General features: G+C 68.7%; 15 protein-coding genes. 11 read left to right on the top strand and 4 right to left on the bottom strand.

Going from position 1 to position 14,376, the window contains the following annotated elements; all coding sequences use genetic code 11:
• Positions 1-35 precede the first annotated feature (35 nt).
• Positions 36-1,826, bottom strand: a complete 1,791-nt coding sequence (gene leuA / locus C8D87_RS39745) for a 2-isopropylmalate synthase (protein ID WP_112231266.1) — start codon at positions 1,824-1,826, stop codon at positions 36-38.
• A 218-nt stretch (positions 1,827-2,044) separates the two neighbouring features.
• On the opposite strand from leuA, the gene C8D87_RS39740 reads away from it, so the two are divergent.
• From C8D87_RS39740 to C8D87_RS39730, 3 genes are read left to right on the top strand one after another with little or no spacing between them, the layout of a single operon-like run.
• Positions 2,045-2,341, top strand: a complete 297-nt coding sequence (locus C8D87_RS39740; protein WP_109630837.1) for a hypothetical protein — start codon at positions 2,045-2,047, stop codon at positions 2,339-2,341.
• Between the two features lie 18 nt (positions 2,342-2,359).
• Complete coding sequence (locus C8D87_RS39735; protein ID WP_109630840.1) at positions 2,360-2,647, top strand: YggT family protein; 288 nt, start codon at positions 2,360-2,362, stop codon at positions 2,645-2,647.
• A 10-nt stretch (positions 2,648-2,657) separates the two neighbouring features.
• Positions 2,658-3,158, top strand: coding sequence for an NUDIX domain-containing protein (locus C8D87_RS39730; RefSeq protein ID WP_112231264.1), 501 nt, complete (start codon positions 2,658-2,660; stop codon positions 3,156-3,158).
• Here the strand turns inward: C8D87_RS39730 and C8D87_RS39725 are convergent.
• Both C8D87_RS39725 and C8D87_RS39720 read right to left on the bottom strand, forming a co-directional pair.
• The gene (locus C8D87_RS39725) at positions 3,144-3,704 is read right to left on the bottom strand and encodes a nitroreductase family protein (RefSeq protein ID WP_112231262.1); all 561 of its coding nucleotides are present in this window, start codon (positions 3,702-3,704) and stop codon (positions 3,144-3,146) included. The genes C8D87_RS39730 and C8D87_RS39725 overlap by 15 nt on opposite strands.
• Positions 3,704-4,927 (bottom strand): hypothetical protein, encoded by a 1,224-nt coding sequence (locus C8D87_RS39720; protein WP_233442505.1) that lies wholly within the window; start codon positions 4,925-4,927, stop codon positions 3,704-3,706. The genes C8D87_RS39725 and C8D87_RS39720 overlap by 1 nt, the downstream gene beginning before the upstream one ends.
• A 104-nt stretch (positions 4,928-5,031) precedes the next feature.
• Here C8D87_RS39720 and C8D87_RS39715 point away from each other — a divergent pair, with 104 nt between their 5' ends.
• From C8D87_RS39715 to C8D87_RS39690, 6 genes are all read left to right on the top strand, one after another.
• Positions 5,032-6,297 (top strand): aspartate kinase, encoded by a 1,266-nt coding sequence (locus C8D87_RS39715; RefSeq protein ID WP_109630850.1) that lies wholly within the window; start codon positions 5,032-5,034, stop codon positions 6,295-6,297.
• Positions 6,294-7,385, top strand: coding sequence for an aspartate-semialdehyde dehydrogenase (locus C8D87_RS39710; RefSeq protein WP_109630853.1), 1,092 nt, complete (start codon positions 6,294-6,296; stop codon positions 7,383-7,385). The genes C8D87_RS39715 and C8D87_RS39710 overlap by 4 nt, the downstream gene beginning before the upstream one ends.
• Before the next feature lie 91 nt (positions 7,386-7,476).
• A complete protein-coding gene (locus C8D87_RS39705) occupies positions 7,477-8,217 on the top strand; it encodes a class I SAM-dependent methyltransferase (protein WP_109630856.1) in 741 nt (246 codons plus the stop codon).
• Positions 8,214-9,629 (top strand): gluconokinase, encoded by a 1,416-nt coding sequence (locus tag C8D87_RS39700; protein WP_112231260.1) that lies wholly within the window; start codon positions 8,214-8,216, stop codon positions 9,627-9,629. The genes C8D87_RS39705 and C8D87_RS39700 overlap by 4 nt, the downstream gene beginning before the upstream one ends.
• A 195-nt stretch (positions 9,630-9,824) precedes the next feature.
• On the top strand, positions 9,825-11,009 hold the full coding sequence (locus C8D87_RS39695) for an MFS transporter (protein WP_112231258.1): 1,185 nt from the start codon (positions 9,825-9,827) through the stop codon (positions 11,007-11,009).
• An 11-nt stretch (positions 11,010-11,020) separates the two neighbouring features.
• On the top strand, positions 11,021-12,196 hold the full coding sequence (locus tag C8D87_RS39690) for an MFS transporter (protein ID WP_112231256.1): 1,176 nt from the start codon (positions 11,021-11,023) through the stop codon (positions 12,194-12,196).
• On the opposite strand, the gene C8D87_RS39685 is transcribed toward C8D87_RS39690, so the two are convergent.
• Entirely contained in the window at positions 12,172-13,224 is a 1,053-nt protein-coding gene (locus C8D87_RS39685; RefSeq protein WP_112231254.1) for an alpha/beta hydrolase, read from the bottom strand. The two genes, C8D87_RS39690 and C8D87_RS39685, sit on opposite strands and share 25 nt — an antisense overlap.
• A 65-nt stretch (positions 13,225-13,289) precedes the next feature.
• On the opposite strand from C8D87_RS39685, the gene C8D87_RS39680 reads away from it, so the two are divergent.
• Positions 13,290-13,865 carry an NADPH-dependent FMN reductase gene (locus tag C8D87_RS39680; protein ID WP_109630873.1) on the top strand — a complete coding sequence of 192 codons (576 nt, stop codon included), beginning with the start codon at positions 13,290-13,292 and terminating at the stop codon, positions 13,863-13,865.
• A 78-nt stretch (positions 13,866-13,943) separates the two neighbouring features.
• Entirely contained in the window at positions 13,944-14,366 is a 423-nt protein-coding gene (locus C8D87_RS39675; RefSeq protein ID WP_112231252.1) for an organic hydroperoxide resistance protein, read from the top strand.
• The last annotated feature ends 10 nt before the right edge of the window (positions 14,367-14,376 follow it).

The raw sequence follows: 14,376 nt of genomic DNA, 5'->3' as shown, positions 1-14,376 counted from the left end.
CGGCGGAACACGGGGCAAGGCTGGCGGTTGCGGCACTAGCGGTGAGCCCGGTTCACGGCCGACACGATGGCGCGGAACGAAGCCGCGACCGTTGAACTGTCGATGCCCACACCCCACAGCACACGGTCGCCCACAGCGCACTCGAGGTAGGCGGCCGCACGGGCGTCGTCACCGGCGGACAGCGCGTGCTCGGCGTAGTCCAGCACCCGCACGTCGTAGCCCACGGAAGCGAGCGCGTCGACGAACGCGGCGATCGGACCGTTGCCGGACCCCGTGATCTCCTGCTGCTCGCCGTCGATCAGCAGAGTCGCGGTGATCTCCTCGTGGCCGCTGCCGTCCGACGACGCGCGGTGCTTCAGCAGGTACAGCGGCACCTTGCCGTGGAGGTACTCCTCCGCGAAGGCGTCCCACATCTCCTTCGGGTTGATCTCGCCACCCTGCGTGTCGGTGACCTCCTGGATCACCCTCGAGAACTCGATCTGCAGGCGCCGCGGCAGGTCAAGGTGGTGCTCCTGCTTCATCAGGTACGCCACGCCACCCTTGCCGGACTGCGAGTTGACCCGGATGACGGCCTCGTAGTTGCGACCCACGTCCTTCGGGTCGATCGGCAGGTACGGCACCTCCCACGGGAAGTCGTCGACGTGCTGCCCGGCGTCCTTGGCGTCGGCCTCCAGCGCCTCGAAGCCCTTCTTGATCGCGTCCTGGTGGCTGCCCGAGAACGCGGTGAAGACCAGGTCACCGCCGTACGGGTGCCGCTCGGGCACCGGCAGCTGGTTGCAGTACTCGACAGTGCGGCGAACCTCGTCGATGTCGGAGAAGTCGATCTGCGGGTCGATGCCCTGGCTGAACATGTTCATCGCCAGCGTGACCAGGCAGACGTTGCCGGTGCGCTCGCCGTTGCCGAACAGGCAGCCCTCGATGCGGTCCGCGCCGGCCAGGTAACCCAGCTCGGCGGCGGCAACCCCGGTGCCGCGGTCGTTGTGCGGGTGCAGGCTGAGGATGATCGACTCGCGGTTGTCCAGGTTCCGGCTCATCCACTCGATCGAGTCGGCGTAGACGTTCGGCGTCGCCATCTCGACCGTCGCCGGCAGGTTGATGATCAGCGGCTTCTCGGGGGTCGGCTGGATGACCGCGGTGACCGCGTTGCAGACCTCGAGCGCGTAGGTCAGCTCGGTGCCGGTGTACGACTCGGGGCTGTACTCGTACCGGAAGTCGGTCTCCGGGTAGTCGCGCTCCTGCTCCTTGGCGAACTTCGCGGCGTCCACGGCGATCTTCTTGATGCCGTCGCGGTCGCTGCGGAAGACGACCCGTCGCTGCAGGATCGACGTCGAGTTGTAGAAGTGGACGATCGCCTTGTTGGCGCCGCGCAGGGACTCGAAGGTCCTGGCGATCAGCTCTTCCCGGCACTGGGTCAGGACCTGGATCGTCACGTCGTCGGGGATCGCGCCGTCTTCGATGATCTCGCGGACGAAGTCGAAGTCGGTCTGCGACGCCGCCGGGAAGCCGACCTCGATCTCCTTGAAGCCCATCCGGACCAGCAGGTCGAACATCTTGCGCTTGCGGGCCGGCGACATCGGGTCGATCAGGGCCTGGTTGCCGTCCCGCAGGTCCACCGCGCACCACAGCGGTGCCTTCTCCACCCGCTTGTTCGGCCAGGTGCGGTCGGGTACGTCGATCACCTCTACGACCTCGTGGAACGGGCGGTAGCGGTGGAAGGGCATGCTGCTGCCGAGCTGGGGGTTCCAGGAGGGCTGGGATGCCGGGGCCGGGCGCGCGGGCTGGCGGATGCGGCTGTTACCGGAGGTGTAGGCGTCGGAGGAGGACATTTTCGATTACTCCTGCGGGTCGTTTGGGAACGACCGGCGGCAACGCTGAATCCCGCGACGGGGGGCCGGTCTGATCAGACCCCGTCACGGCAGCGAAGCAGGAGGGAACGCCACACGTCCGACAGAGTAGCCACAGTTCGGCCGGAGATGGAACCGCGGGCCCGGATCGTGGGACAACGACAAGTTTTGCCAGGCGTAAATCCGGGAAAAGCTCATGTATGTCCAGATTACGTACGACCAGTGGCCGCGGCACGGCTTCACGCGTGATCAGCGGCATCGGTGTGGTCTTCGCCCTGATCGAGATCCTCTACATCCTGATGATCGTTCTCGGCGCGAACCAGGCGAACGCGTTCTTCAAGTTCATCCAGTCCCTCGCCGAGCCCCTCGCACTGTTCTTCCCCGGCCTCTTCGCAACCGGCAACTACAACGTCGACGTTCTGCTCAACTACGGCCTCGCCGCTGTGTTCTGGCTGGTCGTGACCGGCATTCTCGCCCGTGTGGTGTCCCGCTACTGAGTAGTACATTCCCGCCCCATGCGTACACGCGTGGTCGGGATCGCCGCCGGAATCGTCAGCTGGGCAGGCCTCGCGCTGGCGGTCGTGCTCGTCGTTCACGTCGTGCTGACCGTCGGCGGGGCCAACCCGGACAACCCCATCACCAGCACCGTCAAGGCGGTGGCGGAACCCGTGGCGCTCGCGTTCCGGGACTTGTTCACGCCCGAGGACGCCAAGTTGCGGGTGCTGGTCAACTTCGGGCTCGCGGCGCTGTTCTGGCTGGCCGTTCGAGCGATCGTCCTCAAACTCGTCAGGCGTCTGAACTAGGTTCGGTTTCATGGCGCGCGACGACTTCTGCAGCAGCTGCGGCACCCGGTATGCCGACACGTCCGGCTACCCGCGCGAGTGCGCAGGCTGTGGGCACATGGTGTGGGCCAACCCGTCTCCCGTCGTCGTGTTGCTCGTGCCGGTCAAGGACGGGGCGCGCACCGGGCTGTTGACCGTGCGACGGGCCATTCCGCCGGTTGGGCAGCTCGCGTTCGTCAGCGGGTTCATGGACCGCGGTGAGTCGTGGCAGCAGAGTGCGGCGCGCGAGCTCGAAGAGGAAGCGAACGTGCGCATCGACCCGGACGGCCTGCGGCCGTTGCACTTCGTGTCGACGCCGGACGGTGGGACGGTGTTGCTGTTCGCGACGGCGCCCGCGATCAACGCCGAGGACATGCCGCCGTTCGTGCCCAACGACGAGGCGTCCGAGCGCAAGGTCATCTTCGAGTGCGAGCCGTTGGCGTTTCCGCTGCACAACGAGGTCGCGACGAAGTACTTCTCAACCGAACAGTGACTGGCCCCAGCTGCCCGTGAAGACGGTTTCGGACAGCGGGTGGCGGAGCCGTTCGCGCTGCTCGCGGGCCTGGAGGTCCTCGGGGAGGTCCTCCAGCCTGCCTGGCCGGCCCAGTGCCATCGCCACCACCGGGCGGACGTCTTCCGGCATGCCGAACGTCTCGTGGGCGGCGGTCTTGTCGAAGCCGCCCATCATGTGTGCGATCAGGCCCAGGTCGACGGCCTGCAGTGCGATGTTCTCCATCGCGAGGCCCAGGCCGAACTCGACGTTGGGCAGGTCGCCGCGCGAATCGGCGGTGATCACGCAGCCGATCAGCAGCACGGAGGCGCGGAAGGCCCAGGTCTTGTTGCCGGGGCGGAGCGTTTCGAGGATCGCGTCGAACGTGGGTGTGCCGCGCTTTCCGACGACGAACCGGGCCGGCTGGCTGTTGCCGTGGGACGGGGCCCAGCGCGCCGCCTCCAGCAGGATGCGCAGCTCGTCGTCGGAAACCGTTGCCTCAGCGGAGAAAGCGCGAGGGCTCCAGCGCTTCGAGATCAGCTCGTTCATCAGATCGCATACTGCCAAACCGCGAGGGAGTAGGCGCCGAACCAGGCGCTGAACAGGGTCGCTCCGGCCAGCACGGTCAGCACCGTGGACATGCGGCGGCGGGCCAGCACCAGGGCCAGCGGGATCAGCAGCGTGAACGCGGGCAGCAGCAGCCGGGCTTTGGAGTTCATCAGGCCGTTCGAGCCGATGTCCATGATGAGGACGCCGATGCCGTAGACGATCAACGGCCACTCCAAGCGGCGTTGGAAGGCGTAGAAGACGAGCACGACGGCGAGGATCAGCAGCCACACCGTGCCGGTCTCCAGTTCGGAGCGCGGGTTGCCGAGGTGCTCGAAGGCGAACTTCAGCGTCGCCGCGCCGCCGTCGAACTTCGACCCCCAGCCGCGTTGCTGCACGCCGAACCAGCCGTCGAGGTCACCGGTGCGGACCGCGACCCAGCCGAGGTAGCCGACCAGGCCGAGCGGCGCGACCAGGCCACCGACCCACGCCCGCCAGTCACGCCGGTCCGCGATCACCGCCACCAGCGCGGCGAGGCCGACCGCGGCGATCAGCGCACCCGCCGTGGGGCGCACCAGACCGGCGGCCGAGCAGCACACGCCCGCGAGGATCCAGCGCTTCTTCACCACGCCGACCAGCGCCCACGAGGCGAACGCGCAGAACGTCGCCTCCGAGTAGGTCATCGACAGCACGACGGCCATCGGGGACGCCGAGAACAGCGTGACCAGGATCAGGCCGGTCCTCGTCGAGCCGCCGCGCACCGAACGCCCGAGCACGAACAGGCCGTACGCGCAGAACAGGCCGCTGATCAGGCTGACCGCGAACGCGGCACCCTCCAGGCTCACGCCCGGCAGGCCGTCCACCCACCTGATCAGCGCGGGGTAGCCGGGGAAGAACGCGAGCGGCGTCTCGGCCGTGCGCCTGCCGGCCGCGTCGGCCAAACGGGCAGGAACGTCGTTGTAGCCGCCGGCCGCGATCCCGAGGAACCACTCGCCGTCCCACGACTTCAGCTCGCCGACCGCGGTGTTGGCCGACCCGTGGATCTTGTTCTGGTACTCGACGACGAGCTGCAGCACGTACAGACCCACCTGCCGGACGAACAGGTAGATCAGCGCGGGAATCGACCACAGCGCTGCGGGATGTCTGAGCGCCTCGGCCAACCGTGAGCGCGCACTGCTCTGATGCACGGCTGCTGGAGCCTCCACCACATCGACCGTCGACGACACCCGGACAGAGTAGTCACGCGCGTCACGGCTCCAGAGTCTCACCAGGTGGTCCGGGTAGGCTGCCTACGACGTGGGGTTTTAGTCGCGCGAAGGAGGTCAGGTCGGTGGCGCTCGTCGTCCAGAAGTACGGCGGTTCATCGGTTGAGAGTGCCGAGCGGATCAAACGCGTGGCCGAGCGCATCGTGGCGACCAAGAAGGCGGGGAACGACGTCGTGGTCGTCGTGTCCGCCATGGGCGACACGACCGACGAGCTGCTCGACCTCGCCCGCCAGGTGTCCCCGGTGCCGCCAGCACGTGAGCTCGACATGCTGCTCACGTCGGGTGAGCGGATCTCGATGTCCCTGCTCGCCATGGCGATCCACACGCTCGGCGCGGAGGCCCGTTCCTACACGGGCTCGCAGGCGGGCGTGATCACGACCTCGGTGCACGGCAAAGCCCGCATCATCGACGTGACGCCGAGCCGGATCCAGGACGCCACCTCCGAGGGAGCCATCGCGATCGTCGCGGGCTTCCAGGGCGTCTCGCAGGACTCGAAGGAGATCACCACGCTCGGCCGTGGCGGCAGCGACACCACCGCGGTGGCGCTCGCGGCGGCGACGAAGGCCGACGTGTGCGAGATCTACACCGATGTGGACGGCGTCTACACCGCCGACCCGCGCATCGTGCCGAACGCGAAGAAGCTCGACACGATCACGTACGAGGAAATGCTCGAGATGGCCGCGTGTGGCGCGAAGGTGCTGATGCTCCGCTGTGTGGAGTACGCCCGTCGCTACAACGTGCCCGTGCATGTCCGCTCTTCGTTCAGCAACAAGACCGGAACCATCGTGTCCGGTTCAGTGGAGGACCTTCCCGTGGAACAGGCGATGATCACCGGCGTCGCGCACGACCGGTCCGAGGCCAAAATCACCGTGACCGCCGTGCCCGACCACCCCGGCATCGCGGCCAAGATCTTCCGGGTCGTGGCGCAGGCCGAGCTCGACATCGACATGGTCGTGCAGAACGTCTCGCAGGCCGCGTCCGGTCGCACCGACATCACGTTCACGCTGGCCAAGGTCGACGGCCCGCGCGCGGTGGCGGCGCTGGAGAAGGCACGCGGCGAGATCGGCTTCGACCAGGTCCTCTACGACGAGCACGTGGGGAAGGTGTCGCTGATCGGCGCGGGCATGCGCTCGCACCCCGGTGTCACGGCGACGTTCTGCGAAGCGCTGGCCACGGCCGGCGTCAACATCGACATCATCTCCACCTCGGAGATCCGCATCTCGGTCATCTGCCGCGACACCCAGCTCGACGACGCCGTCCGTGCCCTGCACGACGCGTTCGACCTGGGTACCGACGAAGAGGCCGTCGTTTACGCAGGGACTGGACGATGACTTCCTCGGGTGCGGGTGTCCCGCAAAATGCAGCCGTGCTCGCGCTCGTCGGCGCGACCGGTGCCGTGGGCACCGTGATGATCGACATCATGAACACCCGCTCCTCCGTGCCGTGGGGCGAGATCCGGCTGATCGCGTCTCCGCGCTCGGCGGGCAAGAAGATCAGCGTGCGTGGCCAGGAGCTGACGGTCATCGCGCTCTCGCCCGAGGCGTTCGACGGCGTCGACATCGCGATGTTCGACGTGCCGGACGAGGTCTCGGCCGAGTGGGCCCCGATCGCCGCCGAGCGCGGCGCGATCGCGATCGACAACTCCGGCGCGTTCCGGATGGACCCGGACGTGCCGCTGGTCGTGCCCGAGGTCAACGCCGACCAGATCGACAACCGCCCGCGCGGCATCATCTCGAACCCGAACTGCACGACGCTGTCGATGATGGCGTCGCTCGGTGCCCTGCACCGCGAGTTCGAGCTGAAGGAACTGGTCGTGGCCTCGTACCAGGCCGCGTCCGGTGGTGGTCAGGCGGCGATCGACCGCCTGTACGCCGAGATCGCCGCGCTGGCCGGCAAGGAGGTCGGCGTGGTCGCGGGCGACGTCCGTGCCGCGCTGGACGCCGCCGGTCTGCCCGTGTCCGAGTCGCCGTTCCCGGCCCCGCTGGCGCTGAACGTGGTGCCGTGGGCGGGATCGCTCAAGGACGAGGGCTGGACGTCCGAGGAGCTGAAGGTCCGCAACGAGGCCCGCAAGATCCTCGGCATCCCGGACCTGAAGGTCTCGGCCACCTGCGTCCGCGTCCCGGTCGTCACGACCCACTCGCTGGCCGTCCACGCGACGTTCGCCCGCGAGGTCACCGTCGAGGCGGCACACAAGATCTTCGAGTCGCAGCCGACGGTCGTGCTGGTCGACGACCCGGCCGCGAAGCGCTTCCCGACGCCCGCCGACATGGTGGGCGAGGACCCGACGTACGTGGGCCGCGTGCGTCAGGCGCTGGACTTCCCGAACACGCTGGACTTCTTCGTGTGCGGTGACAACCTGCGCAAGGGTGCGGCGCTGAACACCTACGAGGTCGCGGAAGAGCTCGCGAAGCGCCTCTGATCCACCCGTCCGTCACCGCCCGGCCCGGCAGGGCCGGGTGGCGACGGCACAGGAGTGGTTCAACCGCCGTCCGCCCTCATAGGGTGAGTTCATGGCGGAGAGCGACGATCAGTACGACGCCCTGGGCGCGATCTACGAGCGGGCCAAGCACATCCCGACTGGACTGGCCGAGCGCGCCACCCTGCTGTCGGCGGTCGGCGACCTGCTCGGCAAGTCGGTGCTGGACGTGGCCTGCGGCACCGGTTTCTACGCGCGACTCTTCCACGACCTGGGCGCGACCCGCGTCGTCGGCGTCGACGCGGCCGGGGAAATGATCAGCTACGCCCGCCACGTCGAGGCCCGCGAGCCGCGCGGCATCACCTACGAGCAGCACGACGCGACCGAGCTGCCAGTGCTCGGCGAGTTCGACGTGGTGACGGCCGTCTGGCTGCTCGGCTACGCGGACGACGAGACCGCGCTCGACGCCATGATCGGCAACCTCACGGCGAACCTCGCTCCCGGCGGACGGCTCGTCGTGCTGGTCCCGAACCCGGACGCCGACTGGGACCTGCTCGCGCAGTACGGCCGCTACGGCTACGAGATCACGCCGACCGGCCCGATGAACCTCAAGCAGCCGGTCCGCGTGCACGTGCTGGGCGATCCGCCGTTCGACTTCGACTCCTTCTACTGGGAGCGCGGCGTGTTCGACGGCGCGCTCACCCGAGCGGGCCTGACCGAGGTGACGCGCCAGCCGGACGTGACCCCTGACGACGAGCGCGGCGACGAGTTCTGGGGCCCGCTGCGGAAGTCCCCGAGCTTCGCCGTCTTCACCGCCCAGCGAGCGGACTCATGATCGTCCTGGCGGTGGACCTCGGTACCTCGGCCACCAAGGTCGTCGCGGTGGACGCGCAGGCACGCGTGGTGGCGTCGACAGAACGCAAGTACCCGATGCGCACCAGCGGCGTGGAAGCCACCCACGACCCGCACCAGGTCCTGAACGCCGCACTCGACGCGCTGGCGGAGCTGGCTTCCGAGGATGTGAAAGCCATCTCGCTGACCGGGGCCATGCACTCGATCATGGGCCTCGACGCCTCGCTGAACCCGGTCACCGAGTCGCTGAGCTGGGCCGACAACCGCGCCGTCGAACAGACCGAACGCCTGCGCGGGACTCCGGAAGGCCGCGAGCTGCACCAGGCGACCGGCGCCCCGATCCACTCGTTCACGCCGCTGATGAAGCTCGCCTGGTTCCACGAGAACGGCGTCCGTGCCGCGAAGTGGTGCGAGATCAAGGACTTCGTGCACCTCCACCTGACCGGCGAGCTGCTCAACGAGCACTCGTCCGGCTCCGGCACGGGCCTGATGAACATCCGCACCCTGCGGTGGCACGAGCCGTCGCTGGAGTTCGCCGGCGTGACGGCCGACCAGCTCCCGCCGCTCGTCGAACCCACCCACTCGACGCCGTTGAAAGCCGCCATCCCCGGCCTGCGTCCCGGCATCCCGGTGATCGTCGGCGGTGGTGACGGCCCGCTCGGCAATCTCGGCGTGGGCGCGGCCGCCCCCGGCTCCGGCGCGGTCTCGCTCGGTACGTCGGGTGCACTTCGCGTGGCACAACAAGGGCCTGGTGTCGACGAGGAAGGCCGCACGTTCAGCTACGCCATCGCCGATGGCCTCTGGGTGCGCGGTGGTGCGATCAGCAACGGCGGCGTCGTGGCCCAGTGGGCGTCCGAGACGTTCGGCATCCCGGTGGGCGACCTGCTCGCCCAGGCCGCGCCGGTCGACTCCGACGGTCTCGTCGCCCTGCCGTACCTGCTCGGTGAGCGAGCGCCGTGGTGGGACCCGACCGCGCACGCGGCGTTGCTGGGCCTGCGCCGCGAGCACACCCCGCAGCAGATCACCAAAGCCCTGGTGGAGGGCGTCTGCCAGCAGCTCGCGCTGGTCCTCGACGCCGTCCCGCACGTGGAGTCCCTGCGGATCACGGGCGGTGCGTTCCGCGCCCCGGTATGGGCTCAGACCCTGGCGAACACCCTCGGCAGGCCCCTGCACCTGACCGAGGACACCGGCGGCTCGGCTGTCGGCGCGGCCCTGCTGGCGTGGCGGGCGCTGGGCGAGATCGAGTCGCTGACCGTCGACCTCGTGCAGCCGACTCGGACGATCACGCCGGACGAGGACGCGATCACGAGGTACGCGAAGGCGCGACCGTTCGTGGCGAAGGTGTACCGGGCGCTGGAAGAGCTGTACAACGAGGGCACCGGCCCCAGAACGTGACCTCTGCCCGTTCGACGTGGAACCCGGCGAGTTCGACCGCCGGCTCGAAGACGCAGTCCACTTCCTCGACCCGGCCGCATTCGCGACACACGAGGTGGTCCAGTGCTGGCACGGCCATCACCCTAGTCCCGTAATCTTGAACACATCAAGAAAACGGCGGGTTAAACACCTTGCCATCGGAGTGAGGATGGCGATGTGGATCTCGCCCCGTTCAAGCACGTCCTCCTGCTGCCCAGGGTTCGTCCGCTCGCACTGCTGATGTTCTTCGCGAGGATGCCACCGGCGGCGACCGGCGTGATCCTGACGCTGCACGTCGCCGTCACGCTGGACGAGGGCTACGGGGCGGCGGGCCTGGTGGGCGCGGCGGGAACCGTCGGCATGGGCCTGGGGGCTCCGCTGATGGGCAAGCTGATCGACAGCAGGGGACTGCGGTCGATGCTCGCCGTGAGCGTGACCGCGTCGGCCTCCTTCTGGCTGGCCGCGCCGCTGATGAACTACTGGACGCTGCTGGTCTGCTCGTTCGCGGTCGGTCTGCTCGGCGTGCCGATGATGTCGATCGGCCGCCAGATCATCACCGCGCTCGTGCCGGAGACCCGGCGCAGGGTGGCCCTGTCCGTCGACTCGATCTCCGTCGAGCTGTCGTTCATGGGCGGGCCCGCGCTCGGCGTCTTCGTCGCGACCAAGTTCTCCACGAACGCGGCACTCGTCGCCATCGGCCTCACGACGCTGGCCGCGGGAGCACTGCTGTACTGGGCGAACCCGCCGATGGTGCACGAGGACGAGGTCGTCGACGGGCCGCAGCCGAAGATCTTCGAGTGGTTCCGCGGCCGGATCGTCGGTGTGTTCGTCGTCTGCATCGGCGCCACCGTGTGCCTCTCGGGCATGGAGGTCGCGGCGATCGCCAGCCTCGAACACGCGGGCAAGGAGAGCTGGCTCGGCATCGTGTTCTTCGCGATGTGCGCGGCGTCGATCATCGGTGGCCTGGTCTACGGCGGTGTGAAGAGGACGCCGAGCGTGTTGGTGCTCCTGCTGCTGATGGCACTGCTCGAGATCCCGGTCGGACTGGGCGACGGCAACGTCCTCCTGCTGTGTGTGCTTCTCGTCCCGATGAACCTCATGTGTGCGCCGTTGATCGCTGCCTCGGGTGAGCACATCAGCCGGCTCGCCCCGGCCACCGCCCGCGGCCTCGCGCTCGGACTGCAGGGATCGGCGTTCACCATCGGCAGCGCGATCGGCTCACCGCTCGCGGGCGTGGCGATCGACCACGGCGGCGCGCGCCTCGGGTTCGCCGTCGTCGGCGTGGCGGGCCTGCTGGTGGCGGGTGTCGCGTGGCTGCTCGCCCGGCAGCGTCAGCGGGTAAATCCATTGCCAGTGGGGTGACGATGAGGGGCGTGAATCTCGCCCCGTTCAAACACGTCCTGGCGCTGCCTGGGGTTCGTCCCCTGATGCTGCTGATGCTCTTCGCCAGGATTCCCCCGACGGCGGCGGGCGTCACGGTGACGCTCCACGTCGTCACCACGCTCGACAAGGGCTACGCGGCGGCGGGCACGGTGGGGTTCGCGACCATGGTCGGCATCGGCCTCGGATCGCCGTTGATGGGCAGGCTGATCGACAGCAGGGGGCTGCGGATCACGCTGGCGCTCAGCCTCCTCGAAGGCGTCTTCTGGGTCACCGCGCCGCTGATGGACTACTACGTGCTGCTGGTGCTGGCGTTCGCCAACGGACTCGTGGCGGTGCCGATGATGTCGATCGGACGTCAGGCGCTCACGGCGCTCGTGCCGGAATCACAACGGCGGCCCGCGTTCTCGCTGGACTCGATCTCGGTCGAGCTGTCGTTCATGGTCGGGCCGGCGGCGGGCGTGCTGATCGCGACGAAGTTCTCCACCGGCACGGCGCTCGTCACGATCGGCGTGGCGATCCTGGCGGCCTGCGCGTTGTTGTTCGCCGTGAACCCGCCGCTGGTGCACGAGGACGAGGTCGTCGACGGGCCGCAGCCACAGCTGCGGGAGTGGCTGCGCGGGCCGATGATCGCGGCGTTGATCATCCCGTTCGGGGCGACCACGGCGTTGTCCGGCATGGAGATCGCGTCGATCGCTTCGCTGGAGCACGCGGGGAAGCAGAGCTGGCTCGGCCTGGTCTTCGTGGTGATGTGCGCCGCGTCGGCGATGGGCGGCCTCGTCTACGGCAGCCTGAAACGGGTGCCGAGCGGAGTCGTGCTGCTGGCGTGCATGGCACTGCTCGAGGTGCCGGTCGGCATCGGGGACGGCAACGTGGCGTTGCTGGCGCTCGCGCTCATCCCGATGAACTTCGTGTGCGCGCCGACGATCGCCGCCTCGACCGAGCAGATCAGCAAGCTCGCGCCCGCCTCGGCGCGCGGACTCGCGCTCGGGCTGCAGGGCTCGGCCTTCACGTTCGGCGTCGCGGCCGGTCAGCCGCTCGCGGGGGTCGCGGTGGACCACAGCGGACCCCCGCTCGGCTTCGTCGTCGCCGGTCTGGCCGGACTGGTGATCGCCGGGCTGGGCTGGGTGCTCTCGCGCCAGCGTCAGGCGGTCTCGGCCACGTCCTGAGCGGAGTTCGCCAGCGCGAGACCGGTTCGGAGCGCGCCAACGGCTTCGGACACGGCCTCGCGGAAGATCCCGCCGACGCCGAGCACGTTCGCGAAGCCGTGGAAGAGGCCTTCGTGCCTGCGCAGCACGACCGGCACGCCCTCGGCGGCCAGGCGTTCCGCGAAGGCCTCGCCCTCGTCGCGCAACGGGTCGTAGCCCGCGGTCGCGATGTAGGTGGGCGGCAGGTTCGAGAGGTCGTCCGCGAGCATGATCGACAGGCGCGGGTCGTGGCGGTCGGCACCGCCCGCGCTGTACTGGTCGAGGAACCAGTCCATCTTCTCGTCGGTGAGAAAGAACCCGTTGCCGAAGATCTCGCGCGACCGGCGGCGCACCGACGCGTCCACGCCGGGGTAGAAGAGCAGCAGGAACGCGATGTCGGTCTCGGCGTGGTGCGCGGTCACCGCGGCCAGGTTGCCGCCGGCGCTGTCGCCGCCCAGGGCGATCCGCTTCGCGTCGATGCCCAGGTCCTCCGCCTTCGCGACGGCGTAGCGCAGCACGTCGGCCGCGTCCTCGACCGCCGCGGGGAACGGGTACTCGGGCGCGAGCCGGTAGTCGGCCGCCAGCACCCGCACGCCCGCCTCCCTGGCAAGGAACCGGCACAGGTTGTCGTGGGTCTCCAGACCTCCGGTGACCCAGCCGCCACCGTGGTAGAAGATCAGCAACGCCGAGCCCTCCGCCAGGCCGTCCGGCGTGTAGAGGCGGCCGGCGAACTCGCCGATCGTGAGCTCTCTGGTTCCCACTCCGGTGATCTTCGGACCCGCTACGAGCTTCGAACTCAACTCCAGGTCGAGGCGGCTCTCGGATGCTGTCTTCGTGCGCCAGTCCGTCCCGGACAGGTGTGCCAGCTTCAGCAACAGCTGCGCCTCCGGGTGCAGGTCCTGACCGTCCAGGCAGATCGGGGTACCGGCGATGAGGCGGCGCAACGGGCCCGGCAGACCGAACGCGAAGCGCAGAGCACCGGCCAGTACGCCGGCCTGGAAGTTCGACATGTGGTGCACGTTACTAGCGAGTAGTGCTGGATCTCCAGGTATCTGGAGGTGGAAGGATCGACGCCATGACGGTGATGGTGGTGGGCATCGGGGGCTCTATCAGGGCCGACTCGCAGTCCGAACGGGCGCTTCGGGTCGCTCTTGAGGGCGCTCGCGAGCTCGGTGCGGAGACGATCCAGTACAGCGGCCCTGAACTGGTGCTTCCGTTCTACGACCCGTCTGTGCCGGAGCGAACCGACGTCGCGCTCAAGATGGTCGAGGACCTGCGCAGGGCCGACGGCGTGATCCTCGTGTCGCCCGGCTACCACGGCACCGTGTCCGGCCTGGTCAAGAACGCCCTCGACTACATCGAGGACCTGCGTGACGACGACCGCCCGTACCTCGACGGCCGCGCGGTCGGCACCATCACCGCCGCGCACGGCTGGCAGGCCGCGGTGAACACGCTCGCGGCGGTTCGCTCGATCGTGCACGCGCTGCGCGGCTGGCCGACGCCGCTCGGTGCCGCGATCAACTCCGCGCAGGTCAAGTTCGACGGTGATGGCGCCTGCTCGGACAGCGACGTGGATCGCAACCTGCGGATGATCGGCCGACAGGTCGTCGAGTTCGCGCTGCGCCAGTCGTCTCATCTGGACGTGAACTGACTCACGATCGGGCAGACCAGTCGTGCGCGATCCGTTCATACCGGTAGGTAACAAACCACTGACTCAAGGGAGAGCGGAATGGAAGCGCTGTACACGGCCGAGGCGACTGCTTACGGCGAAGGCCGCAACGGCGAGGTCCGGTCCTCCGACGGCGTGATCGACGAGGTCCTGTCGATCCCGAAGGAGATGGGCGGCCCCGGCGGTGACGCGACCAACCCGGAGCAGCTGTTCGCGGCCGGCTACGCGGCCTGCTTCAACTCCGCCCTCGCGGTCGTCGCGCGCGCATCCAAGATTCAGCTTCCTTCTTCTGAGGTAACCGCCAAGGTGGGGATCGGCCCGAGCGGGACCGGCGGCTTCCAGCTGGCCGTCGAGCTCGCCGTGACCATCCCCGGATTCGACCAGGCGATCGCGGAAAAGCTCGTCGAGCAGGCCCACCAGGTCTGCCCGTACTCCAACGCGACGCGCGGCAACATCGAGGTGGCGGTCACCGTCACCGTCTGAGGAGGCGCGT

Origin of the sequence: Lentzea atacamensis (assembly GCF_003269295.1) — a bacterium.
Taxonomy (GTDB): domain Bacteria; phylum Actinomycetota; class Actinomycetes; order Mycobacteriales; family Pseudonocardiaceae; genus Lentzea; species Lentzea atacamensis.
The sequence above is the reverse complement of the archived record's forward strand: the minus strand, read 5'-3'. Positions and strand labels throughout refer to the sequence as shown.